This is a genomic window from Saccharopolyspora sp. NPDC003752 (assembly GCF_053605825.1).
The window spans coordinates 62,842-85,735 of the sequence record NZ_JBSGJZ010000035.1 but is presented as its reverse complement, the minus strand read 5'-3'; the positions used below and the strand labels follow the sequence as shown (position 1 = coordinate 85,735).

Here is a 22,894-nt window from a genome sequence, read left to right as displayed (position 1 = left end):
TTGGGCGAGAGGATCTTCCACCACACCAGGTGCAGCGAGTGCCCCGCCAGGTTGAACGCCAGCGTGGTCTCCAGCCCCACGATGGAGGAGAAGTCACCCTTCTCCCGCGCCTCGGCGATCTTCTCCACCGTGTCGTTGGCGCCCTTGACGTACGCCGCGTGGTGCTTGCTGTGGTGCAACTCGTTGATCTCACCGGCGATCGCCGGCTCCAACGCCGCGTAGTCGTAATCCAACTCCGGCAACACGTACTGCTGCGCCATTGAGCGTCTCCCTTCGCTATCGACAGACTCTAGCTACTGCCACCATATGGCAACTAAGTCGGATGGAGGCGTTGATCTCATCTGTCGGGCGAGTCCTCGCTGCGACCGCGATGAGCAGCGAAGACGTTGCGGCGTGGGAGGAAAATGCCCGGTTGACCCGGTTCGACGCGTGGGGCAGCATCCTCGGCAGACCCTGCGAGCGGGGGAAGCCGGTCGAAGTCCGGCGCTGACCCGCAACGGTAGGCCGCGCGATGCGCGGCGAGCCCGATCACCCGCTCGCGAGGGATGGCTCCAACGACCGCCGTGGTCTGCGGTCGGGGTCAGGGACTCGCGGCCGCCCGCGCGGCCCCGGCTTCGGCGCAGGCTCGTTCGCCCTGGAGGGCAAGATGCGCCGCTTATTCGTCCTCGTCCTAGTCGCGCTGTCCCTCGCGGGCTGCGCCAACGCCGAATCGCGGGCCGACGGGTTGCGCGTCGAGAACTGCGGCAGCACCGAGGTGTTCCCCGAACCGCCGAAGCGCGTGGTGAGCCTCAACCAGCACGCCACCGAGATCCTGCTGGCGCTCGGCCTGGGCGATCGGCTGGTCGGCACGGCCTACCCGGACGATCTCGCGCCGCCGGCGTCGGTGGCCGCCGCGTACGCCGGGGTGCCGCTGCTCGCCGACCAGTACCCGTCCTACGAGCGCATCCTCGAAACCGAGCCCGACCTGGTCGTCGGCGGCTACAGCAGCGCCTTCGACGACACGGAGGGCCGGAGCCGGAAGACGTTCGAGGACAACGGCATCCGCACGCTGCTGCTCTCCGAGTCCTGCGCCGCGAACCCGGCCGGGATGGACACGCTGCTGTCGGACATCGCGATGTTCGGCGAGGTGCTGGGCCTGCAGGAGAACGCTCGGCAGGTCGCGGCCGGGATCGAGCAGCGGGTGCGCGCGGTCGAGGAGCGGCTGACCGGCGCTGAGCCCGTCGACGTCTTCGTCTACGACTCCGGCGAGCAGGCCGCCTTCACGCTCGGCGGCAACGGCGTCGGGCACGATGCGCTGCGCCGGGCCGGTGGGCGCAACGTCTTCGGCGACGTGCCGGAGGTTTTCGCCGACGTCAGCTGGGAGCAGGTGGCGGCGCGGGCCCCGCGGGCGATCGTGCTCGTCGACTACCTGGCCGCTCCGGTGCAGAACAAGCAGGCGTACCTGACCGGGCATCCGCTCGCCTCGGGCACGCCCGCGGTCCGCGAGCAGCGGTTCAGCACGATCCCGCTCGTCGAGCTGACCGAGGGCATCCGGTTCCCCGACGCCGTCGAGCGGCTGGCCCGGGACCTGCACAGCGCATGAGGGCGCGGTTGGTGCTGGTGCACGCCGTGCTGCTGATCGCGCTGGTCGTGATCGGCGCGCTGGCCGTGTCGCTGGGCTCGGTCCGGTTGCCGCTGGACCAGGTCTGGCGGATCGTGCTGGAGCCGGTGGTGCCCTGGATCGACGCGGACTGGACGCGGGTGCGGGCCGCGATCGTGTGGGATTCGCGGATGCCGCGGGTGGTGACCGGCATCGTCGTCGGCGCGGCGCTCGCGCTCTCCGGCGCGATCGCGCAGCTGGTCACCGCGAACCCGATGGCCGACCCCTACCTGCTCGGGGTGTCCGAAGGCGCCGGCTTCGCGGCATCGCTGGTGATGGTGCTGGGCGCCGGGGCGCTGGGGCTGCCGTTGGCCGCGTTCCTCGGCGGGCTGCTGGCGCTGGTCGTGGTGCTGGCGGTGGCCGGGCGCTCCGGATCGGTGACGACGCTGGTGCTCGGCGGGCTCGCGGTCGGCCAGGTGGCCTACGCGGCGACGTCGTTGGTGCTGCACGTCTTCGCGACCGGTGACCAGGCCAAGCAGGTGCTGTTCTGGATCACCGGCGGGCTCGGGGCCGCGCGCTGGGAGTCGCTGCCGGTGCCCGCGGCGGTGCTGGTGATCGGCCTGATCGCGGCGGTGGCGGCGGGCCGCTGGATGAACGTGCTGCACGGCGGGGACGACGCGGCCGCCGCGCTCGGGCTCAACGCCCGGGCCTTCCGGATGGCTTGCCTGGTCGGGATTTCGCTGCTGGCCGGGACCGCGGTCGCCGTGGCGGGCGGCATCGTGTTCGTCGGCCTGCTGGTGCCGCACGCGGCGGCCTTCCTGGTCGGCGCCGAAGCACGGCGGATGCTGCCGGTGTCGGCCCTGCTCGGCGCGGTGTTCCTGGTGCTGGCGGATCTGGTGGCGCGGCTGGTCATCGCGCCGTCCGAACTGCCGGTCGGGGTGCTCACGGCGATGGTGGGCGGGCCGCTGTTCCTGATCATGCTCCGGCGGCAGCGGAGGATCGCATGAGCGTGCGGGTGCGCGGAGCGCGCGTGGAGCTGGGCGGCCGAGCGGTGCTGTCCGATGTGGACGTCGAGGTGCGGGAGGGCGAGGTGTTCGGGCTGGTGGGCCCGAACGGCAGCGGCAAGACGACGTTGCTGCGCGCGCTGTACCGGGCGATCGAGCCGACGGCCGGAACCATCGAAGTGGCAGGGCGGACCAAGGCCGGGCGACGCGAGCTGGCCCGGATCCTCGCCGCGACCGTGCAGGAAACCGAGAACCGCGCGGCGTTGACCGTGCGCGAAGTGGTGACGCAAGGCCGGCTGCCGCACCTGGGCCTGCTGGAGCGGATGCGGGCGGCGGACCAGCGCATCGTCGACGAATCCCTGCGCGCCACCGGACTTCTGGACGCGGCGGAACGAGATGTGCGCACGTTGTCGGGTGGCGAGCGGCAGCGAGCGGCGATCGCGCGTGCGCTGGCGCAGCAGCCGCGGGTCCTCGTGCTCGACGAGCCGACGAACCACCTGGACCTGCGGCATCAGTACAGCATCCTCCGCCTCCTCCGCGACCTGGCGAGCGACGGCCTGACGGTCCTGATGACGCTGCACGACCTCCGACATGCGGCGGAGTTCTGCGACCGCATCGCGGTCCTCCACGAGGGCGAGGTCACCAGGACGGGAACCCCGACCGAAGTCCTGGACGAGAACCTGCTCGCAGAGGTCTTCGGAATCAGGGCCCGTCTGGCCCACCACAACGGCCGCCCCACCCTCGACGTCGACGAAGCCCTCTGAACCCACCCAGCCCACGTCACCCCACCCCCTCCCCTCAGCTCACCTCACCGCACCTCGCCTTGCCCCGCCTCGCCTTACCCCGCCTCGGCTCACCCCGCCTCGGCTCGCCCCACCTCACCGCGCCCAGTTCACGCACCACCCCACCTCGGCTCACGCCATGCCCGTCCCCAACCCGTGTGGTGCCGCAATTTCAATGGAAATCGGACCTTCGATTTCCATTGAAATTGCGGGAGTTGTCCACAGGCGTCGGCGTGTCGTGGTCCGACATGCCGACACCCCGCAATTTCCATTGAAGTTGGACCTTCGATTTCAATGGAAATTGCGGTGGGACACGTCGTCTGGTGGGGCACGTCGTTCGGTGGGGCATGTCGTCCGGTGGGGCACGTCGTCTGGTGGGAGACGTCGTCTGGTGGGGTGGGAGGCCGGTGGGGTGGGAGGCCGGTGGGGTCAGCCCACCGGCCAGGTGTGGACCGGGTCTCCGTTGTCCGCCAGGTCGATGTAGCGGCGCAGCATTCCCGCCAGCGCTCCGCGCCGGTCCGCGCCGCGATCTTCCAGCAGCGCAACCGTTTCCCGCTGCCACGTCGCGCCGTTGCGCTTCGCCAGGCACCGCTTCTCGATCACGCCCAGGTAGCGTTCGCGGGCCGCGTCCGACACGCCGCACGCCTGCAGGCCGTCGTGCGCCATCGGCAGCAGGCGGCGCATCACCAGCTCGTCCGGCGACACCCAGCCGACGCTCGGCCAGTACAGGTGCGCGTCGAAGCCGTGCCGGGCACCGGCGTAGAAGTTCTCCTCCGCCGCCGCGAACGACATCTGAGTCCACAGTGGCCGGTCCTGCTCGGTGAGCGCCCGCTGGACGCCGTAGAAGAACGCGGCGTTGGCGACGATGTCCACCACCGATGGCCCCGACGGAAGCACCCGGTTCTCGATCCGCAGGTGCGGAACCCCGTCCACCAGGTCGTAGACCGGCCGGTTCCAGCGCCAGATGGTGCCGTTGTGCAGCCGCAGTTCCGCCAGCGTCGGCGCCCGGCCGGAGTCCAGCGCCGCCAGCGGATCCTCTTCCTCCGGTTCCGGCAGCAGCGCCGGGAAGTAGCGGACGTTCTCCTCGAACAGGTCGAAGATCGAGGTGATCCACCGCTCGCCGAACCACACCCGCGGCCGCACGCCCTGGTTCTTCAGCTCCACCGGACGCGTGTCGGTGGCCTGCAGGAACAGCGGGATCCGCGTCTCGTGCCACAGCGCCTTGCCCAGCAGGAACGGGGAATTCGCGCCGATGGCCACCTGCACCCCGGCCAGGCACTGCGCGGCGTTCCAATGCGCCGCGAAGTCCTCCGGCGCCACCTGCAGGTGCAGCTGGACCGACGTGCACGCCGACTCCGGCAGGATCGAATCGGCGTAGGACCGCAGCTTCTCGGGCTGCGCGTCGTCCAGCGACACGCCCTCCATGTCGAGCAGCATTTCTTCGCCGCGCGCCAAGAAGATCTGCTCGTTGAGCAGCGAGTACCGCGGGTTGCGCGACAGCCAGTTCGGGTCGAAGTGCGCGCTGCGCAACGTCGGCAGCGTGCCGATCATGACGATCTTCGCGCCCGCGTCGTGCGCCCCGCCGTCTGCGCGCAGCAGCGCTGCGCGCAGACGGGACTCCAGCTCCAGGGCGCTGTCGCCCGCGAGCACCTGCGGCTCCACGTTGAGCTCGATGTTCTGCTGGCCGAGCTCGGTGGTGAACACCGGCTCGCTGATCTTCTCCAGCACCACGGCGTTGGACATGGACGGCTCCATCTGCTCGTCCACCAGGCACAGCTCCATCTCCAGCCCCATCTGCTGGTGGGGGAAGGAGAAATTGCCTTCGGCGAGCATCCGGGCCAGGGCGTCCAGGCCGCGCTGCATCTTGTTCCGATACCGTTGCCGGTCCACTGGCTTGAACGCTTGATTGTCCACGTGCCGTCCCATGCCGTCTCCCCGCTTGATCGGCAGCACGTCAGCGCGCAGCGCTGGGGAAACCACCGTGACACATCGGTACCCGGGGGAACAGCGGCCAAAACGGTGTCACGCACGGCGCGGAGAGTGATCAATCGGAGGCGTCGGTGAGCCGCTCCAGCTCCGCTTCGGTCAGCTCCAACCCGGCGGCCGGGAGCAGGTCGCCGAGCTGCTCGGTGTTGCGAGCACTGGCGATCGGGGCGGTCACGGTCGGTTGCCCGAGCAGCCAGGCAAGCGCGACCGAGGACACCGGCACGTCACGCAGCGTCGCGATCTCGTCCAGCGCCGTGAGCACCTTCACACCGCGCTCGTCCAGGTAGGCACGGGCGCTTTCGGCCCGCGGGCTTTCCGAACTGTCCCCGCCCGGGCGGTACTTCCCGGTCAGGAACCCGTGCGCCAGCGCGTAGTAAGGCAGCACGCTCACCTTCTCCCGAGCGCACAGGTCGGCGAGCGCGCCTTCGAACTCGGCGCGCTCCACGAGGTTGTAGTGCGGCTGTAGAGCGGAGAAGGCGGCCAGCCCCTCGCGGCGGGAGACCTCCAGCGCCTCGGCGAGGCGGGGCGCGGTGTAGTTCGACGCCGCGATGTAGCGGACCTTGCCCTCCCGCACCAGCTCGTCGAAGGCGGCCAGGGTTTCGGCCAGCGGGATGGACGGGTCGTCATCCCCATGGGCGTAGTAGAGGTCGATGTGGTCGACACCCAGGCGGCGCAGCGAATCTTCCGCCGCGGCCTTGATGTTCGCCGCCGACAGGCCGCGGCGGCCCGGCAGCCTGCCGACCTTGGTGGCGACCACGATGTCGTCGCGGTTGCCGCGGGCGCGCAGCCATTCGCCGATCAAGGTCTCGGATTCGCCGCCGGAATTGCCCTCCACCCAAGCGGAATAGCTGTCGGCGGAGTCGATGAAGTTGCCGCCCGCGGCGGCGTACTGGTCCAGAACGGTGAAGGTGGCGTCGCGATCCGCCGTCCAGCCGAACACGTTGCCACCGAGGCAGATGGGGAAGACGTCGAGTTCAGTGTCGCCGAGTCGAGTCATGCTGCGGAACCTACTCCCTCCCACATGCCCCGGAGCCGATAGCCGATCTTCGTGTGGTTTGCCGGAATTCCCGGGAGGTCCATGCCGGCACCTCCGGCCCCACGCGTCGCGTGCGACGGCGCGAGATCGGCCGGGCCGACTCGATTGGCGGCGGGTGCGAGAATGCGGGCGTGGTGCACATTGTCGAGGTCGACGACGTCGACGACCCGCGGGTCGACGACTTCCGCGATCTGTCCCGCGCGGACCGCCGCCCGGACCGGCCGGGCGGACGGGGGCTGGTGATCGCCGAAGGCGTCGTGGTGGTCGAGCGGCTGCTCGCCTCGCCGTACCCGGTGCGGGCGCTGTTCGGCGTGCGCCGCCGCATCGAGGAGCTGACCCCGGCCGCTGAAGCCCTGGACGTTCCCGCCTACGTCACCGACGCCGACGTGATGGCGCGCGTCGTGGGTTTCCACCTGAACCGCGGCGTGCTGGCGGTCGCCGATCGCGCGCCGGTCGTCGAGCCCGCCGAGCTCATCGCCCGCTCCCGCCGCCTGGTGGTGCTGGAGGGCATCGGTGACCACGAGAACCTCGGCGCGCTGTTCCGCAACGCCGCCGCGCTCAGCGTCGACGGTGTGCTGCTCGGCGCGGGCTGTTCGGACCCGCTGTACCGGCGCAGCGTGCGGGTGTCGATGGGGCACGTGCTCCGCGTCCCGTTCGCGCACCTCGGCTCGTGGCCGGAAGACCTGAAATTGCTGCGTGACAACGGCTTCCGCATCGCGGCGCTGACCCCCAGGGCGGATGCGAAATCCCTTCGCGACGCAGCCTTGGGCAGCGGCCCGGTGGCGGTGCTGCTCGGCTCCGAAGGCCCCGGGCTCACCGACGAGGCCATCGAGGCCGCGGACCTCGCGGTCCGCATCCCGATGGCGAGCGGGGTGGATTCGCTCAACGTCGCCACGGCCGGTGCGATCGCCTTCCACGCGATGAGCGGAACGTGATGGACGCCCGGGAAACCGGCTGGGAACTGCACGCGCGATCCGGTCGCGCGGTGCTGGTGCGTGGCGTCGGCCGGGAGGTGGACCCGGCCCGGCTGCGGCTGCCCGGCTCCCTGGTCGCGGCGCTGCACGAGTGGGCGCACGTGGTGGAAGCGCTGCAGACCGAGGAAACCGCGGACACCACGGCGGAGCTCGTCTCGCGGCGCGGTCGCCAGCTGGCGATGCGCCTGGCGGCGGAGACCGGCGGCCAGATCGGCTACGTCGATCCGCTCAGCGGCGAACTCGACCACATCGGCCGACCGCGCTCGGCGCACGCGATGCGCGGGTGGCGCGGCGGAACGATCGCCCCGGTGCAGCCCACGCCGTGGGGCCCGGGCCTGGTGATCAGCGCGGTCATCGGCGCGATCGTGACGGTGACCCTGGTGGTGGTGACGCTCGGCCTGGCGGACGTGAGCGGAATCCTCGCGGCGGTGGTCAACATCGCGGTGGCCGCGGGGTTCGCGCCGTCGATCTGGCTGGGCCGCAACGTCCCGGTCTGGCGCTGGGCGGCGTACGGAACGGCGGCGGGCATCATCGCGGCCTGGATCGCCCTCCTCCTCAGCCTCCTCGGCTGAGCGCTACCCCTGCTCAACCCGCAATTTCAATGGAAATCGAACCTCTGATTTCCATTGAAATTGCGGGAGTTGTCCACAGGCGTCGGCGTGTCGTGGTCCGACATGCCGACGTAGTGCGGTTCAACGGAGTGCAGTTTCAATTGAAACTGCGGGGGACATGACAACGGGGCCGGGTGAGCTTGATGCTCGCCCCGGCCCCGTTGGGTTGTTCGGTCGTCAGCGGTGGGAGCGGACGCCGAGCAGGACGTCCTCCCACGACGGCACGATCGGATGACTCTTGCGCCCGCGCCGCGGCTCCGCCTTGCGCTGCGCGTCGTCCTCCGCCGCCTCGGCGGACGCGCCTTCGGCGCTCTCCTCCGCCGTCGGCTCTGCCACCGGCTCCGCCAGCGGCGGGCCGGTGTCCAGCTCGAGGGTCGGGGCCTCCGGTCGCTGCGCGACCACCGGCTCCTCCACCCGCTCCGGGACCGGCTGCGCCTGCTGGTCGAGCTGCAGCGCTTCGCGGGCCAGCTCGGTGACCGGCCGGACCGTCCGCAGCGGGCGGTTCGGGGACGGGTCGAGCAGGTCTGCCGCGTGGTCGTCGAGCGCCGCGACGGTGCCGCCGTGCGCGCCGGGGTGGAAGACCCAGTGCGCGCGGTTCTCCGAGCGCCCGGCCTGCCAGGTCAGCTGGACGACCCACTTCCCGTCCTCGCCGCGCCACGAGCCCCAGTCGGCCTCGGCGTAGTCGTGGCCGCGCATGCCGAAGGTGTGCGCGACGACCTCGCCGAGCGTCTGGACGTCCGGGCCGTCCTCGCGGACCGGGTGCGCGCGCTGGGCCATCTCGGCGATCTGGGCGCGTTCGAGCAGTACGGGGTAGGCGTAGCGCTCGACCCGGTGTTCGGGGATGCCGGAGGCCTCCGAGATCTGTGCGACGGACGCGCCGGAGCGGATGCGGGCCTGGATCTCCCGGGGCCGCATCTGGGCTTCCATCTCGATCTGGACCTGGCCGAGCCTGGTGAGGTCACCGCGGGCTGCGGCACGCAGTCGTTCGTCGGCGGGCACGGTGAAGCGCTCGCCGTTCTCCGGGTCCTCGCAGATGACGGATTCACCGTCCTCGTCGAGCCCGACCACTCGCAGCGCTCGCATACGCCAGCCTCCCGCCGACCTACATGTCACCAAGCTGTGACAGTAACCCGGCGCGCCGCCTTGACGCGGGAGGCACGCCGGGCACGTCGTCTCGTTGTTGGTCGCTCTCTCCGCCTTCGATCTTGCCGGAAAGACGCCACCTGAGCGAACGGGTAAAACCACTCATTTTCGGGGAAGATCACCGCTAGTGCCCAAAAGTTCACTCGGCGGTGTCACTTTGGGCAAAAAGCCGCCGGGATCTTTGCGGATCCCGGCGGCTCAGCGTGTCAGGAAAGCTGCGAAACCACCCAGTCGATGGACTTCGTCAGAGCGGTGACGTCGTCCGGGGCGATCGCGGGGAACATGCCGACCCGCAGCTGGTTGCGGCCCAGCTTCCGGTACGGCTCGGTGTCCACGATCCCGTTGGCGCGCAGCGCCTTCGCCACCGCGGCGGCGTCGATCGAGTCGGCGAAGTCGACCGTGCCGACCACCTGGGAGCGCTTCGCCGGGTCGGCCACGAACGGCGTGGCGTACTCCGAGGCCTCGGCCCAGGAGTACAGCCGCTGCGACGACTCGCGGGTCCGCTGCGAGCACCAGTCCAGCCCGCCCTGGCCGTTCATCCACTCGATCTGGTCGGCGAGCAGGAACAGGGTGGCGACCGCCGGGGTGTTGTAGGTCTGGTCCTTGCGGGAGTTGTCCAGCGCGGTGGGCAGCGACAGGAACTCCGGCACCCAGCGGTCGGACGCGCCGATCTCGCCGATCCGCTCGATCGCCGCCGGGCTCATCGCGGCCAGCCACAGCCCGCCGTCGGCGGCGAAGCACTTCTGCGGCGCGAAGTAGTAGACGTCGACGTCGGCGGCGTCGAATGGCAGCCCGCCCGCGCCCGAGGTGGCGTCGATCGCGATCAGCGCGTTCTCCGAGCCCTCCGGACGGCTCGGCGCGAGCATCACGCCGGTGGAGGTCTCGTTGTGCGCCCAGCCGATCAGGTCGACGGACGGGTCCGACACCGGCTCCGGCGCGTCGCCCGGCTCCGCGGAGACCACCACCGGGTCGCCCAGGAACGGCGCCGTCTTGGCGGCCTTGGCGAACTTCGAGGAGAACTCGCCGTAGGTGAGGTGCAGGGACCGCTCGCGGACGAGGCCGAACGTCGCGGCGTCCCAGAACGCGGTGGTGCCGCCGACGCCGAGCACGACCTCGTAGCCCTCCGGCAGGGAGAACAGCTCGTGCAGTCCCTCCCGGATGCGTCCGACCAGGGACTTCACCGGCTTCTGCCGGTGCGAGGTGCCCATCACCGCGGCACCGGCGCCGGCCAGGTTCGCGAGCTGCTCGTCGCGCACCTTGGACGGGCCGCAGCCGAACCGGCCGTCGGCGGGCTTGAGTTCCTCGGGAAGCTTCAGGGTCGTCGGGTCGATTTCGGCCTGCGTCATGCCGGCGCCTCCGGGCGTTGTTGTGGTGACTGTGCAGGTGGCGGGGCAGTGCCTCCCGCGCGCCAGTGGCCTGATGACCGGCGCCTTTGCCGGCTCGGCTCAAGTGTTGCAGCAGGGTTTCGGGGTCGTGACCCCGGTGCTGCCAACAGCCGCAACGCAACTTACTGCGGACGTCGGCCGTTGGCCAACAGCATCCGGATCTTGGTCAGGCGAAGCCCGGGGCGCCGCAGCACTTCTTGTACTTGCGCGCGGAGCCGCACCAGCAGGCGTCGTTGCGGCCCGGCGGCCAGGCGATGGCCAGGCCGCGGCGGGCGACCTCCGCGGCGAACTCCGCGCGGGTGGACTGCTCGTCCAGGGCGAGGCCGCGCGACGCCGCGAAGCCCACCAGCGACTTGAACGAGCCGATGACCACCGCCGCCTCCGGGCGCTGCTGCAGCGCCCGCTCGGTCTCTCGTCGGTGCTCCAGGTGCTCGGTGCCCGGGTACCAGCCCGGCCGTTCTCGTTGGATCTCGGCGAAATCCTCCACCGGCCAGAAGAGGATCGCGGGTGCCTCGTCGTGTCGCCGGAGGTTCTCGATCTGCTCTCCGATCTGGCGGCCGTGCTCGGTCAGGCGGTCGTGGAGCTCGTCGAGGCCGTCGGACGGCAGGCCCAGCTCGCGGCGCAGGAGGCTGCGCTGCCGCAGCAGTTCGGAGCCGGCATCGCCCATCTCGATCTCGGCGTCCAGGCTCGGGACGAACCGGTTGACGCCGATGTTGAGCCAGCGCAACGCCTCCTGCGGTTCGTCGACGAGCTGGTACGCCATCGACGCGGTCACGTAGGCCCACTCGCAGTTCGAGCCCTCCCGGAGCAGCCGCGCGAAGCGCTGCTCGGCCTCCGCGCGCCGCCCGTGCGTCAGCAGGAACTTCGCGTAGGCGGCCGGGCCGTGGAGCACGTTGCTGTCGTCGTCGACCTCGGCCGCGACGCGCAGGGCCCGCTCCTCGCGCTCGTGCTCGCCCGCGAAGTGCCAATAGTCCGCCGCCTCGACGAGGTCGTTGCACCGCTCGCCGCTGGTCTCCGCGTCGGCCTCCAGCGCTTCGGCGTACTCGACGTGCAGCCGCCGTTGCGCCTCACCGGATGTGACCGTCACCACTCCACGTTACCGCTGCCGGGAGGTGGTTCGAGGTGAACGGGCCGTTCGCCCCGGTGGCCGAGGTGAACGGTCCGTTCGCTTCGCGGGCGCGGCTACACCGAGGCGATCAGCTGGTCGATCGAGCCCCAGCCCGCGACGTCCTGCGGGGAGCGCGGGTCCGGGCCGGTGTACTGCGCCGACGGGCGCACTAGGCGGCCGGTGCGCTTCTGCTCCAGGACGTGCGCCGACCAGCCCGCGAGCCGGGCGCAGGTGAACATCGCCGGCATCATCGCCGTCGGGACCTGCGCGAAGTCGAGCACCACCGCGGCCCAGAACTCCACGTTGGTCTCGATCTGCCGGTCCGGCCGGCGCTCCCGCAGCACCGCCAGGGCGGCCTGCTCCAGCTCGCGGGCCGCCTCGAAGCGCGGCGCGCGCAGCTGGTCGCAGGTGTTGCGCAGCACCCGGGCACGCGGATCCTCGGCGCGGTAGACGCGGTGGCCGAAGCCCATCAGGCGGTCGCCGCGGTCCAGGATCGACGTCACCACTCGGCGCGCGTCGCCGGTGCGCTCGGCCTCCTCGATCATCGGCAGCACGCGGGCCGGGGCGCCGCCGTGCAGCGGCCCGGACATCGCGCCGACCGCGCCGGACAGGCAGGCGCCGACGTCGGCGCCGGTGGAGGCGATCACGCGGGCGGTGAACGTCGAGGCGTTCAGCCCGTGCTCGGCCGCCGATACCCAGTACGCGTCGAGCGCCTGCACGTGCTTCGGGTCCGGTTCGCCGCGCCACCTGGTCAGGAACTGCTCGGTGGCGGTGGCCGCTGCCGCGATCCGGGTGTGCGGAACCGGCGGCTGATCTCCGCGCGCGGACTGGGCGACGAAGGACAGCCCGAGCGCGGAGGAGAGCGCCAGCTGCGCACGGGCCTGCGCGTCGTCGATGTCCAGCAGCGGCGCGAAACCGGCGGCCGGTGAGGTCATCGCCAGCGCCGCCTGCACGTCCGCCCGCACGTCGCCGGTGCGGATCGGCAGCGGTGTGCCGTCCGCGGGCGGCAGGGCGTCGCCGAACCGGCCGTCGACCAGCAGGGCCCACACGTCGTCGAAGGAAACCGTGCCCACCAGGTCTTCGATGTCCACGCCGCGGTAGCGCAGCGCGCCGCCGTCGCGGTCGGGTTCGGCGATCTCGGTCTGGAAGGCGACCACGCCCTCCAGGCCCGGGCGGAATTCGGTCTGGTCCGCCTTGCTCATGGCTGCCTCGTCTCCTCGGTGGTCGGGACCGCGCGCGTGCGCGGGCCGGGGACGTGGCGGGGCGTCGGGAACACAGTGCACCCGTCCACATGGCGGAAGCAATCGGAAGCGGTGGGGGAAATCTCTGAAATGAGCTAGATCACATGGCGACGTCGAAGGTGTAAAAATTTTAGTTAGCGGGGCAAAATTTTGGAAAAAAGGTTGCAATGCGTCAATTGTCTGAAGTAAAACCGCAGGACACGGCGGGCCGAGTCGATCCTCGTGTGTTAAATAGCTTTCATGCATCTTGCTCCTCATGAGCGCGACAAGTTGCTCGTCTACGTTGCGGCCCGCCTCGCGCGCGAGCGGCTGGACCGCGGACTGAAGCTGAACTACCCCGAAGCGGTGGCGCTGATCACCGACCACGTGGTCGAAGGTGCCCGGGACGGCAGGTCCGTCTCCGAACTGATGAAGACCGGTAAGTGCGTGCTGCGCGCCGACCAGGTGCTCGACGGGGTCCCGGAGATGATCCACAACGTGCAGGTCGAGGCGACCTTCCCGGATGGGACGAAGCTGGTCACGGTGCACGACCCGATCACCTGACGCGACGGCCAGGCCGACCACCGATCTCGAATCGACATTCGTGAGGAGCTGCCATGCGTCCTGGGGAGATCATCACCGGTGAGGACCCGATCGAGCTGAATCCGGGCCGAGAGCGCATCCGGATCATCGTCAACAACCGAGCCGACCGCGCCGTGCAGGTCGGCTCCCACTACCACTTCGCCGCGGTGAACCCGTGCCTGGAATTCGACCGGGCAGCGGCCTGGGGCTACCGCCTGGACGTGCCCTCGGGCACCGCCGTGCGCTTCGAGCCGAACAAGGACCGCGAGGTCAGCCTGGTGCCCGTCGGCGGCAGCCGGCTCGTGCGCGGCCTCCGGCTGGAGTACGCCGGCGAGCTCGACGCCCGCGACCACGAACCCACCCCGTTCAACTACGGCGAGAAAGGCGAGGGACACCACGGTGAGCACATCGTTCATTGACCGGTCCCAGTACGTCGAGCTGTTCGGCCCGACGACCGGCGACCGGATCCGGCTGGCCGACACCGATCTGCTGATCGAGGTCACCGAGGACCGCAGCCAGGGGTCCACCGGGTCCGGCGACGAGGTGGTGTTCGGCGGCGGCAAGGTCATCCGCGAGTCGATGGGGCAGTCCGCCGCGATCCGCGCCGAGGGCACGCCCGACGTGGTGATCACCGGGGCCGTCATCCTGGACCACTGGGGCGTGGTCAAGGCCGACGTGGGCATCCGCGACGGCCGCATCGTGGGCATCGGCAAGGCCGGCAACCCCAGCGCCAACAACGACGTGGACAACTCGCTGGTCATCGGGCCGTCCACCGAGATCATCGCCGGCAACGGCAAGATCCTCACCGCCGGCGGCATCGATTCCCACGTGCACTTCATCTGCCCGCAGGAGATCGACACCGCGCTGGCCTCCGGGCTGACCACGCTGATCGGCGGCGGCACCGGCCCGGGTGAGGGCAGCAAGGCCACCACGGTCACGCCCGGCGCCTGGAACCTCGGCCGGACCATGCAGGCCCTGGACTACCTGCCGGTCAACGTGCTGCTGCTGGGCAAGGGCAGCACGATGCGCGGCGAGGCGTTGTGGGAGCAGCTGCGCGCCGGCGCGGGCGGCTTCAAGATCCACGAGGACTGGGGCGCCACGCCGGCGGTGCTGGACAGCGCGCTGCGGGTGGCAGAGGAGTCCGGCGTCCAGGTCGCGCTGCACGCCGACACGCTCAACGAGGCGGGCTTCTACGAATCCACGCTGGAGGCCATCAACGGCCGCTCGATCAGCGCGTTCCACGTCGAAGGTGCCGGTGGCGGGCACGCACCGGACATCATCCGGCTCGCCTCGCAGCCCCACGTGCTGCCCTCGTCGACCAACCCGACCCGGCCGCACACCGTCAACACCATCGACGAGCACCTCGACATGGTGATGGTCTGCCACCACCTGAACCCGGCGGTGCCCGAGGACGTGGCCTTCGCGGAGAGCCGCATCCGGGAGACCACCATCGCGGCCGAGGACATCCTGCACGACCTCGGCGCGATCTCGATGATGAGCTCGGACGCGCAGGCGATGGGCCGCATCGGCGAGGTCATCATGCGCACCTGGCAGACCGCGCACGTGATGAAGCGCCGCCGCGGGTCGCTGCCCGGCGACGGGCGCGCGGACAACAACCGGGCTCAGCGCTACGTCGCGAAGTACACGATCAACCCGGCCATCGCGCACGGCATCGCCAAGCACGTCGGATCCGTGGAGGTCGGCAAGATGGCCGACCTGGTGCTGTGGGACCCGAAGTTCTTCGGCGTCCGCCCGCACATCGTGCTCAAGGGCGGGTTCGCCGCGTGGGCGGCGATGGGTGACGCGAACGCGTCGATCCCCACGCCGCAGCCCTACATCGCGCGGCCGAGCTTCGGGGCGCAGCCGCGCGCGGCTGCGGCGAGCAGCGTGTTCTTCGTGGCTCCGGTTGCGCTGGACGCCCAGTTGCCGGAGCAGCTCCAGCTGAGCTCGCGGCTGGTCGCGGTCGAGAGCACGCGGTCGGTGGGCAAGGAGCACATGCTGAACAACGACGCCACCCCGGACATCCAGGTCGACCCGGACAAGTTCCAGGTGGACATCGACGGCGAGCGCGTCAAGCCGAACCCGGTCGACGAGGTGCCGATGGCGCAGCGCTACTTCCTGTTCTGACAGGCAGGAAGCAGCGGAATATCGAGCGGGAACGCAATTTCAATGGAAATCGGACCTTCGATTTCCATTGAAATTGCGGACCCCTGTCACTGGAACGGATGAGGTTCGTCTCGTCCGGTTTGGAGGGAGAGCGGTGCGAGCCGGTCTTGCGGTGCTGGCGCTCGCGGACTCCCGGTTCCCCGGCGGGGGGCACGTGCACTCCGGCGGCGTCGAGGAGGCCGCCGCACGGGGGCTGATCACGGGAATCGGCGACCTGCGCGAATTCCTGTACGGGCGCTTGCACGGCGCGGGCGCCCTGCAAGCGGTGTTCGCCGCCGCCGCGGCGCACGCCGCAGCCCGCGGTGTCTCAAGTGGACACTGGCGGGCGCTGGACGTCGAACTCGACGCCCGCACCCCGTCCCCGGCGCAGCGGGAGGCCTCGCGCGCGCAGGGGCGGGGCATGATCCGCGCCGGCAAGGCCGCCTGGCCGTCGCCGGTGCTGACCGAACTGGTGGCCGCGACCCCGCGGCCACACCATCCGATCGTGCTCGGCGCGCTGGCGGCCATCGCCGGGGCCGGGCCCCTGGAGGCAGCGCTGGCCGCCGGTTATCTGGCGGTCAGCGGACCGTCCTCCGCCGGCGTCCGGCTGCTCGGGCTGGACCCGTTCGCGGCCAACGCCGTGGTCACCGAGCTGGCCGACGACCTCGACCGGATCGCCGCCGAGGCGGCCGCAGTGGCCGGGCTCGACCCGGCCGAGCTGCCCGCCCCCGGCGCTCCGGCGCTCGACCTGCTCGCCGAAGCGCACGATCGCCATCACCGGGAAGAGGTGCGTCTCTTTGCTTCCTGAACACGGACACGGCCACGGGCACGGTCACACGCATCCGGTCAACTTCGACCCGACCGCGACCGAACCGGACCCGTTCTCGGCCGAACCGCAGAACGGGCGCCCGTTCCGGCTCGGCATCGGCGGGCCGGTCGGCAGCGGCAAGACCGCGCTGACCGCGGCGCTCTGCCGCGCGCTGGGCCAGGAGATCAACCTCGCGGTCGTGACCAACGACATCTACACCACCGAGGACGCGGACTTCCTGCGCAGGGCCGGGGTGCTGGACACCGACCGGATCGAGGCCGTGCAGACCGGCGCCTGCCCGCACACCGCCATCCGCGACGACATCACCGCCAACCTGGACGCGGTGGACCGGCTCTCCGAGCGGCACCCCGGGCTGGAGCTGGTCATCGTGGAAAGCGGCGGCGACAACCTGACCGCGGTGTTCAGCCGCGGGCTGGCCGACCGGCAGATCTTCGTGGTGGACGTCGCCGGCGGCGACAAGGTGCCCCGCAAGGGCGGCCCCGGCGTCACCACCGCGGATCTGCTGGTGATCAACAAGATCGACCTGGCCGAGCTGGTCGGGGCCGACATGGAGGTCATGGTCTCCGACGCGCACCGGATGCGCGGCGAGCTCCCGGTGATCACTCAGTCGCTGACCCGGACCCCGAACGCACCCGACGTCTCCACCTGGGTCCGCGAGCAGGTCAAGGTCGGCGTCAGTGCCTGAGGGCCGGCTCTCGCCCGCGCGGGCAGGGGCGGCGATTTCGCGCGAAATCGCCGCCTCCCACGCGCGGCAGGTGCTGATTTCGCGCGAAATCGCCGCGGCGGAAGGTGGTGCGGCGTGCGCGCCAGTGCGCTGCTGAGGGTGGAGCTCGGGACCGGCGGGCGCAGCGTCGTGCGGGAGCTCCGCTCGGAAGCGCCGATGACGCTGCTGCCGCGGCGCACGGTGACGGCCAGTCCGGACGGCACCGCCGTGGTGCACCTGGTCAACTCGGCGGCCACGCCGGTCGGTGGCGACCAGGTCGACCTGCGCGTCCGGGTCGGGCCGGGCGCCCGGCTCCGGCTGCGCGGCACCGCCGCCTCCATCGCCTTGCCGGGCCCGCACGGCGAGACGAGCCGGGCCACCGTGCACATCGAGGTCGGTGACGGGGGCGTCGTCGACTACCTGCCGGAGGCCATGGTGATCAGCGCCCGCGCCGATCACCAGGCCGAGACGACCATCGAGCTCGGTGACGGCGCGCGGGCCAGGTGCCGGGAGACGCTGGTGCTCGGCCGGTACGGCGAACAGCCCGGCCGGATGACCACCACGACGCACCTGGTCCGATCGGGGATTCCACTGCTCCGGCAGCGGCTGGACATCGGTGCGGACCGGCTCGGGGCGAGCACGGGTTACCTCGCCGGGGCGCGGGTGCTCGCGACCGAGACGGTCGTGTGGGGCGACGATCCCGCCGAGCCGGTCAGCGGCGAGTGGTGGTCGCTGGTGCCGCTGGCCGCGGGAGGCGCGCTGGCCACCGCGCTGGGCGAGAACGCCGTGACCGCGGAGCGCCGGCTCGCCGAGGCGATGGAGCACCACCCGGAGGCGAAGGAACTAGGGGTTCACAACTGGTGAATGCCACTTCGAAGGCAACGGAGCCCGAAGTGCGGCACGGCGCGCGGCAACTGCTGCGCGCCGTGCCCACGGGCATTTCGCAGGTGTACCTGCAGGACAGCGTGCCCACCGGACTGCTGTTCGTGGTCGCGCTGCTGCTGGCCGGCCCGCAGCTCGCGCTGGCCGCGCTCGTCGGCAGCGCCGTGGGCGTGCTGACCGCGGCGGCGCTGCGGGTGCCGCACGAGCGAATAGGCCAGGGCCTGTTCGGCTTCAACGGAACGCTGGTGGTGCTGGGAGCGGTCGGCTCCTTCCAGCCGCTGGGGCTGGCGTTGCTGGTCGGAACCGCGGGGGCGGTGGTCGCGACGGTGCTGATGCGCATCGCGGACGCCTTCCTCGCGGTCCCTGCCCGCACCGCCCCCTTCGTGTTCACCTACTGGCTGACCGTCTACTTGGGACACCTGTTGGACTGGGCGCCCGCGGCCGCGACGTCGCCGTCGCCGGTGCTCGGCCTGCACGGCGACTACCTCGGCCTGTTCACCGCCGAGTCGGAGGTGTTCCTGGTCAGCGGCTGGCTGCCGGGCGTGGTGATGCTGATCGGGTTGGCGCTGGTGCGGTTCCGGCTGGCCGTGGGCGCGTTCTGCGGCGCCGCCGTGTCGGTGCTCGCGGTCGAGCTGCTGCCGGTCACGCCGCCCGACGTCAGCGCCGGGGTGTACGGCTTCAACGCGGCCCTGGTCGTGGTCGGGCTGCTGAGCACCGGGCGCGGTTGGCGCTCGTGCGTCCTCGCGGTGCCCGCGGTGCTGTTGCTGCACGGCGCGATCGAGGCGGTGGGTCTGGTGCCGACCACGTTCCCGTTCGTCCTGGCGATGTGGACCGCGGATCTGCACCGGCGGTCCCGCGGGTCGGGTTGAGCCCGTTTTGTGCCGTTTTGGCTGCTAAAGGTCATTTCGCCGAAAGGTGTGAGATGGCTGGTTCTGGCGGGTGGTTTCCCGATCTTCGGGCGTCCGAACGAGTGTGGGAACGATCACTGCATCGGTTGCGGAATCGATCGTGAAGCACCGCTGATTCGGCGTGCGTTCGGATCCCGTTTACCGTCGTACGCGTGGCTGGCGCCACCAAACCTGTCGCGCCGGCCGGTCCAGCCCGTACCGTCCGGCGAACAGCCGGAGAAGTCGAGTCATGCCGCTGCCGGGCGAGTCAGGGAGGAAGAGGATGTCGGAGGCCAACGTCGCGCTGCCGTCCATGCGGGTGTCCTACGAGGCGGGGGCGTTGGACGAGTCCTCGCTCGCCACCACCTGGCACGAGCAGCTCCAGCTGTGGTTCGACGAGGCGGTGCAGGCCGACCTGGTCGAGCCGAACGCGATGGTGCTGGCCACGGCCGACGCCGATGGCATCCCGTCCTCGCGCACCGTGCTGTGCAAGGGATTCGACGAGCGGGGCGTGGTGTTCTTCACCAACTACACCTCGACCAAGAGCCACGACCTCAAGGCCACCCGGGTCGCCGCCGCCACCTTCCCGTGGCTGGGCCTGCAGCGCCAGGTCAACGTGCGCGGCACGGTGGAGAAGGTCGCGTCCGCGGAGACCGCCGAGTACTGGGGCGAGCGCCCGCGCGGTTCCCAGCTGGGCGCCTGGGCTTCGCCGCAGTCGAAGGTGGTGGCCAACCGCGCCGCGCTGGAGGCGTCGCTGAGCGGCATCGAGCGGCGCTTCGCCGAAGCCGAGAAGGTGCCGGTGCCGCCGCACTGGGGCGGCTGGCGGATCCGCCCGGAGTCGGTGGAGTTCTGGCAGGGACGCCCGGACCGCCTGCACGACCGGCTGCGCTTCCGCCGCACCAACGACCTCTGGACCGTCGAGCGCCTCGCCCCCTGAGTCCGGCGTCACCCGAACAGCGCGCAATTTCGCGAGAAGACGACGTTCGCCCGGTGGGCGTCGAATTCTCGCGAAATTGCGTTCTACCGCCCTTGAATCGGCGTTTTCGCAGGTGAGGAAGGCTGCTCGCGCGCCGGGTCGGCGCCGGGCGAATTTTGTCCGGTTCTTCCGGTGGGTGTTAGACATCGGTCACACGGGGCGAAAAATAGAATGCCGTTAGCCGGTCTAATCGTTACTGTTTTGCATCTGTGCAGCCCAGCAGCGGAACCTCGACCTCGTCCCGTCGATCCATCGGATCCCTGCTGAGCAAGGTCTTCCTCGACACCCGGCCGCTGAAGTACCCGGCGTACCGCCGGCTGTGGCTGTCGAACATCGTCACCGCCGTCGGCGCGCAGTTCTCCGCGGTCGCGGTGCCCAAGCAGCTCTACGACATCACCGGTTCCTCCGCCTACGTCGGCCTCGCCGGGATCTTCGGCCTGGTGCCGCTGCTGGTGTTCGGCCTGTGGGGCGGCGCGATCGCGGACACCGTCGACCGCCGCAAGCTGCTGCTGATCACCAACGGCGGCCTGGCTGCCAGCGCGGTGCTGCTGTGGGTGGTGGCCGCGGCGAACGTCCAGTCGGTGTGGCTCGTGCTGATCCTCTTCGCCGCGCAGCAGACGTTCTTCGCTGTGAACATGCCCACTCGCGGCGCCGCGATCGCCCGGCTGATCCCGGTGCACCTGCTGCCGTCGGCGCAGGCGCTCGGCGCCACGGTGTTCCAGCTCGGCTCGATCATCGGGCCGCTGCTGGCCGGCGTGTTGCTGCCGGTGCTGGGGCTTTCGGTGTTGTACCTGGTGGACGCGGTGGCGTTGTGCGCGGCGTTGTGGGCGGTGTTCCGGCTGCCGCCGCTGCCGCCGCAGGAAGGCGCCCCGAAGCGCGCCGGGCTGCGCGCCGTGCTGGATGGATTCCGCTACCTCGCGATGCATTCCGTGCTGCTGGCGTCGTTCCTGCTGGACATCATCGCGATGGTGTTCGGCATGCCGCGGGCGCTGTTCCCGGAGATGGCGGAGCGCACCTTCGGCGATCCGCCGGGCGGCGGGGCGGCGCTGGGCTGGCTGTTCGCGGCGATCCCGCTGGGCGCGTTCGCGTTCGGCGTGTTCTCCGGCTGGCTGCACCGGATCGCGCGGCACGGCGTCGGCGTCACCGTCGCGGTCGTGGCGTGGGGCATCTCGGTGATCGGGTTCGGCTGGTCGGATTCGCTGTGGCTGGCGGTGTTCTTCCTGGCCCTGGGCGGCGGCGCGGACCTGGTGAGCATGGTCTACCGGAGTTCGATCATGCAGACGGCGGCCACCGACGAGATGCGCGGCCGCATCCAGGGCGTGTTCACCGTCGTCGTCGCGGGCGGCCCGCGGCTGGCCGACACGCTGCACGGCCTGGCGGGCGCGGCGGTCGGGACTGCGATGGCGGTCACAGTCGGCGGCGTCCTGGTCGTCGTCGGCGCGGTCATCGCGGCGGCTCTGCTGCCCGCCTTCTGGCGCTACCGGGCACCCGTTTCCGAGCAGCAGTGATCGCGGACTGGGCAGGGTGCCACGCCTGAGCCGACCGCAGCAGTGCAGTTCGACCAGGGGTGGGCAGACAGCTGGACCAACCGCATTGCACACTTCTCAGCTATGGCCAACGAGACGACCGTGAACGACGACGCGCCCGGCGGTGCGCAGGAGCCTGGCCTCAAGAAGGTGATGGGCCCGAAACTGCTGCTCTTCTTCGTGGTCGGAGACATCCTCGGCACCACGATCTACTCGCTGACCGGCAAGGTCGCCGGCAAGGTCGGCGGGGCCCTGTGGGTTCCGTTCCTGGTCGCCTTCGTGGTCGCCTTCCTGACCGCGTTCAGCTATCTGGAACTCGTGGGGAAGTACCCGAAGGCCGGCGGCGCGCCGCTGTACGTGCACAAGGCGTTCGGGGTGCACTTCCTGACCTTCATCATCGCGTTCGCGGTGATGTGCTCTGGCATCACTTCCGCCGCATCGGCCGCGCAGGCGTTCAGCGGTGACTACCTGGAGGCGATCGTCGGCGACGGCGTCTCCTCGTGGGCCTGGCTCGTGGCGATCGGCTTCCTGCTCCTGCTGGCCGCGATCAACTTCCGCGGCGTCGGCGAGTCGGTGAAGATGAACGTGGTGCTGACCTGCGTCGAGCTCACCGGGTTGGCGATCGTGATCGTCTTCGGCCTCGTCGCGCTGATCTCCGGGACGCACAGCCCCGACGTCGATCCGGACCCGAGCCGGCTGCTGGAGTTCAACGCCGGCACCTCGCCGCTGCTGGCGATCACCTCGGCGACCGCGCTGGCGTTCTTCGCGATGGTGGGCTTCGAGGACTCGGTGAACATGGCCGAGGAGACCCGCGACCCGGCCAAGACCTTCCCGCGCGCGCTGCTGGTGGGCATGGTCATCACCGCTTCGATCTACCTGGTGATCGCGCTGATCACCTCGACGCTGGTGCCGACCGACACGCTGGCGGAGTCCGACGGGCCACTGCTGCTGGTCGTGAAGGCCGCGGCGCCGTGGTTCCCGCCGCTGCTGTTCTCGCTGATCGCGCTGTTCGCGGTGACCAACACCGCGCTGATCAACATGCTGATGGCCAGCCGCCTGGTCTACGGCATGTCGCAGGAGCGCATCATCCCGAAGCAGCTGGGGCTGGTGCACCGCACGCGGCGCACGCCGTGGGTGGCGATCGTGTTCACCAGCATCATCGCGGTGGCCCTGGTGAGCTCGCTGAAGATCTCCGACCTGGGCAGCACCACCTCGCTGCTGCTGCTCGTGGTGTTCGCGGTGGTCAACGTGGCGGTGCTGGTCCTGCGCAAGGACAAGGTCGAGCACAAGCACTTCAAGGCGCCCACCTGGGTGCCGGTGCTGGGCGCGCTGACCTGCGCGTTCTTCGCCAGCCCGCTGTCCGGCCGGCCGGGCACGGAGTACATCATCGCCGGCGTCCTGCTGGGCATCGGCGTGATCTTCTGGGCGATCAACTTCCTCATCGGTGGTCGCAAGCAGAAGTTCGACGCCGCGAATCTGGGCAAGTAAGTCGCAGCCGGAGGCCCTCCGAGCCGATTTCGTCGGCTCGGGGGGCTT

Annotated in this window: 21 protein-coding genes and 1 pseudogene; 15 read left to right on the top strand and 7 right to left on the bottom strand. The window is 70.6% G+C overall.

Annotated elements, in window-relative coordinates:
• Positions 1–260: pseudogene (locus tag ACWEV3_RS33420) on the bottom strand (superoxide dismutase); the annotation flags it as partial.
• A 386-nt stretch (positions 261–646) separates the two neighbouring features.
• Here ACWEV3_RS33420 and ACWEV3_RS33415 point away from each other — a divergent pair.
• Genes ACWEV3_RS33415 through ACWEV3_RS33405 form a run of 3 tightly spaced genes read left to right on the top strand, consistent with a single transcriptional unit; the run spans position 647 to position 3,347 of the window.
• Positions 647–1,582, top strand: coding sequence for an ABC transporter substrate-binding protein (locus ACWEV3_RS33415; protein WP_452617706.1), 936 nt, complete (start codon positions 647–649; stop codon positions 1,580–1,582).
• Positions 1,579–2,586: a FecCD family ABC transporter permease gene (locus tag ACWEV3_RS33410; RefSeq protein ID WP_452617705.1), complete on the top strand. Its 1,008-nt coding sequence runs from the start codon at positions 1,579–1,581 to the stop codon at positions 2,584–2,586. Before ACWEV3_RS33415 ends, ACWEV3_RS33410 begins: the two co-directional genes overlap by 4 nt.
• On the top strand, positions 2,583–3,347 hold the full coding sequence (locus ACWEV3_RS33405) for an ABC transporter ATP-binding protein (protein ID WP_452617704.1): 765 nt from the start codon (positions 2,583–2,585) through the stop codon (positions 3,345–3,347). Before ACWEV3_RS33410 ends, ACWEV3_RS33405 begins: the two co-directional genes overlap by 4 nt.
• Before the next feature lie 447 nt (positions 3,348–3,794).
• On the opposite strand, the gene ACWEV3_RS33400 is transcribed toward ACWEV3_RS33405, so the two are convergent.
• The gene (locus tag ACWEV3_RS33400) at positions 3,795–5,291 is read right to left on the bottom strand and encodes a glutamate--cysteine ligase (protein ID WP_452617709.1); all 1,497 of its coding nucleotides are present in this window, start codon (positions 5,289–5,291) and stop codon (positions 3,795–3,797) included.
• A 118-nt stretch (positions 5,292–5,409) separates the two neighbouring features.
• A complete protein-coding gene (locus ACWEV3_RS33395) occupies positions 5,410–6,348 on the bottom strand; it encodes an aldo/keto reductase (protein WP_452617703.1) in 939 nt (312 codons plus the stop codon).
• Positions 6,349–6,518: 170 nt separating this feature from the next.
• Here ACWEV3_RS33395 and ACWEV3_RS33390 point away from each other — a divergent pair, with 170 nt between their 5' ends.
• Both ACWEV3_RS33390 and ACWEV3_RS33385 read left to right on the top strand, forming a co-directional pair.
• Positions 6,519–7,322, top strand: coding sequence for a TrmH family RNA methyltransferase (locus ACWEV3_RS33390; protein ID WP_452617702.1), 804 nt, complete (start codon positions 6,519–6,521; stop codon positions 7,320–7,322).
• Positions 7,322–7,933 (top strand): DUF2537 domain-containing protein, encoded by a 612-nt coding sequence (locus tag ACWEV3_RS33385; protein WP_452617701.1) that lies wholly within the window; start codon positions 7,322–7,324, stop codon positions 7,931–7,933. The genes ACWEV3_RS33390 and ACWEV3_RS33385 overlap by 1 nt, the downstream gene beginning before the upstream one ends.
• A gap of 216 nt (positions 7,934–8,149) precedes the next feature.
• Here ACWEV3_RS33385 and sepH read toward each other — a convergent pair whose 3' ends face one another.
• From sepH to ACWEV3_RS33365, 4 genes are all read right to left on the bottom strand, one after another.
• On the bottom strand, positions 8,150–9,055 hold the full coding sequence (sepH, locus tag ACWEV3_RS33380) for a septation protein SepH (protein ID WP_452617700.1): 906 nt from the start codon (positions 9,053–9,055) through the stop codon (positions 8,150–8,152).
• A gap of 266 nt (positions 9,056–9,321) precedes the next feature.
• On the bottom strand, positions 9,322–10,461 hold the full coding sequence (gene serC, locus ACWEV3_RS33375; RefSeq protein ID WP_132493672.1) for a phosphoserine transaminase: 1,140 nt from the start codon (positions 10,459–10,461) through the stop codon (positions 9,322–9,324).
• A gap of 205 nt (positions 10,462–10,666) precedes the next feature.
• Positions 10,667–11,587, bottom strand: coding sequence for an SEC-C domain-containing protein (locus ACWEV3_RS33370; RefSeq protein WP_452617699.1), 921 nt, complete (start codon positions 11,585–11,587; stop codon positions 10,667–10,669).
• A 95-nt stretch (positions 11,588–11,682) separates the two neighbouring features.
• Positions 11,683–12,810, bottom strand: coding sequence for a citrate synthase 2 (locus ACWEV3_RS33365; protein ID WP_452617698.1), 1,128 nt, complete (start codon positions 12,808–12,810; stop codon positions 11,683–11,685).
• Between the two features lie 279 nt (positions 12,811–13,089).
• On the opposite strand from ACWEV3_RS33365, the gene ACWEV3_RS33360 reads away from it, so the two are divergent.
• From ACWEV3_RS33360 to ACWEV3_RS33315, 10 genes are all read left to right on the top strand, one after another.
• Complete coding sequence (locus tag ACWEV3_RS33360; protein ID WP_452617697.1) at positions 13,090–13,392, top strand: urease subunit gamma; 303 nt, start codon at positions 13,090–13,092, stop codon at positions 13,390–13,392.
• A gap of 53 nt (positions 13,393–13,445) precedes the next feature.
• Positions 13,446–13,829 carry an urease subunit beta gene (locus ACWEV3_RS33355; RefSeq protein ID WP_452617696.1) on the top strand — a complete coding sequence of 128 codons (384 nt, stop codon included), beginning with the start codon at positions 13,446–13,448 and terminating at the stop codon, positions 13,827–13,829.
• Positions 13,810–15,537, top strand: coding sequence for an urease subunit alpha (locus ACWEV3_RS33350; RefSeq protein WP_452617695.1), 1,728 nt, complete (start codon positions 13,810–13,812; stop codon positions 15,535–15,537). The genes ACWEV3_RS33355 and ACWEV3_RS33350 overlap by 20 nt, the downstream gene beginning before the upstream one ends.
• Before the next feature lie 133 nt (positions 15,538–15,670).
• On the top strand, positions 15,671–16,363 hold the full coding sequence (locus ACWEV3_RS33345) for an urease accessory protein UreF (RefSeq protein WP_452617694.1): 693 nt from the start codon (positions 15,671–15,673) through the stop codon (positions 16,361–16,363).
• The gene (gene ureG, locus ACWEV3_RS33340) at positions 16,353–17,069 is read left to right on the top strand and encodes an urease accessory protein UreG (RefSeq protein ID WP_452617693.1); all 717 of its coding nucleotides are present in this window, start codon (positions 16,353–16,355) and stop codon (positions 17,067–17,069) included. The genes ACWEV3_RS33345 and ureG overlap by 11 nt, the downstream gene beginning before the upstream one ends.
• A 114-nt stretch (positions 17,070–17,183) precedes the next feature.
• On the top strand, positions 17,184–17,951 hold the full coding sequence (locus ACWEV3_RS33335) for an urease accessory protein UreD (RefSeq protein WP_452617692.1): 768 nt from the start codon (positions 17,184–17,186) through the stop codon (positions 17,949–17,951).
• 29 nt (positions 17,952–17,980) lie between these two features.
• Positions 17,981–18,838: an urea transporter gene (locus tag ACWEV3_RS33330; RefSeq protein ID WP_452617691.1), complete on the top strand. Its 858-nt coding sequence runs from the start codon at positions 17,981–17,983 to the stop codon at positions 18,836–18,838.
• A gap of 301 nt (positions 18,839–19,139) precedes the next feature.
• Entirely contained in the window at positions 19,140–19,793 is a 654-nt protein-coding gene (gene pdxH / locus ACWEV3_RS33325) for a pyridoxamine 5'-phosphate oxidase (protein WP_452617690.1), read from the top strand.
• 248 nt (positions 19,794–20,041) lie between these two features.
• Positions 20,042–21,340, top strand: a complete 1,299-nt coding sequence (locus tag ACWEV3_RS33320) for an MFS transporter (protein ID WP_452617689.1) — start codon at positions 20,042–20,044, stop codon at positions 21,338–21,340.
• Between the two features lie 102 nt (positions 21,341–21,442).
• A complete protein-coding gene (locus ACWEV3_RS33315) occupies positions 21,443–22,846 on the top strand; it encodes an APC family permease (protein ID WP_452617688.1) in 1,404 nt (467 codons plus the stop codon).
• Positions 22,847–22,894 lie beyond the last annotated feature (48 nt).

Excerpts from the sequence above, each read along its gene's own strand:
- ACWEV3_RS33400 (WP_452617709.1), bottom strand. The coding sequence starts at position 5,291 with ATGGGACGGCACGTGGACAATCAAGCGTTCAAGCCAGTGGACCGGCAA.
- pdxH (WP_452617690.1), top strand. The coding sequence starts at position 19,140 with ATGTCGGAGGCCAACGTCGCGCTGCCGTCCATGCGGGTGTCCTACGAG.
- serC (WP_132493672.1), bottom strand. The coding sequence starts at position 10,461 with ATGACGCAGGCCGAAATCGACCCGACGACCCTGAAGCTTCCCGAGGAA.
- ACWEV3_RS33360 (WP_452617697.1), top strand. The coding sequence starts at position 13,090 with ATGCATCTTGCTCCTCATGAGCGCGACAAGTTGCTCGTCTACGTTGCG.
- ACWEV3_RS33355 (WP_452617696.1), top strand. The coding sequence starts at position 13,446 with ATGCGTCCTGGGGAGATCATCACCGGTGAGGACCCGATCGAGCTGAAT.
- ACWEV3_RS33405 (WP_452617704.1), top strand. The coding sequence starts at position 2,583 with ATGAGCGTGCGGGTGCGCGGAGCGCGCGTGGAGCTGGGCGGCCGAGCG.
- ACWEV3_RS33315 (WP_452617688.1), top strand. The coding sequence starts at position 21,443 with ATGGCCAACGAGACGACCGTGAACGACGACGCGCCCGGCGGTGCGCAG.
- ACWEV3_RS33415 (WP_452617706.1), top strand. The coding sequence starts at position 647 with ATGCGCCGCTTATTCGTCCTCGTCCTAGTCGCGCTGTCCCTCGCGGGC.
- ACWEV3_RS33365 (WP_452617698.1), bottom strand. The coding sequence starts at position 12,810 with ATGAGCAAGGCGGACCAGACCGAATTCCGCCCGGGCCTGGAGGGCGTG.
- ACWEV3_RS33385 (WP_452617701.1), top strand. The coding sequence starts at position 7,322 with ATGGACGCCCGGGAAACCGGCTGGGAACTGCACGCGCGATCCGGTCGC.
- ACWEV3_RS33395 (WP_452617703.1), bottom strand. The coding sequence starts at position 6,348 with ATGACTCGACTCGGCGACACTGAACTCGACGTCTTCCCCATCTGCCTC.
- ACWEV3_RS33410 (WP_452617705.1), top strand. The coding sequence starts at position 1,579 with ATGAGGGCGCGGTTGGTGCTGGTGCACGCCGTGCTGCTGATCGCGCTG.
- sepH (WP_452617700.1), bottom strand. The coding sequence starts at position 9,055 with ATGCGAGCGCTGCGAGTGGTCGGGCTCGACGAGGACGGTGAATCCGTC.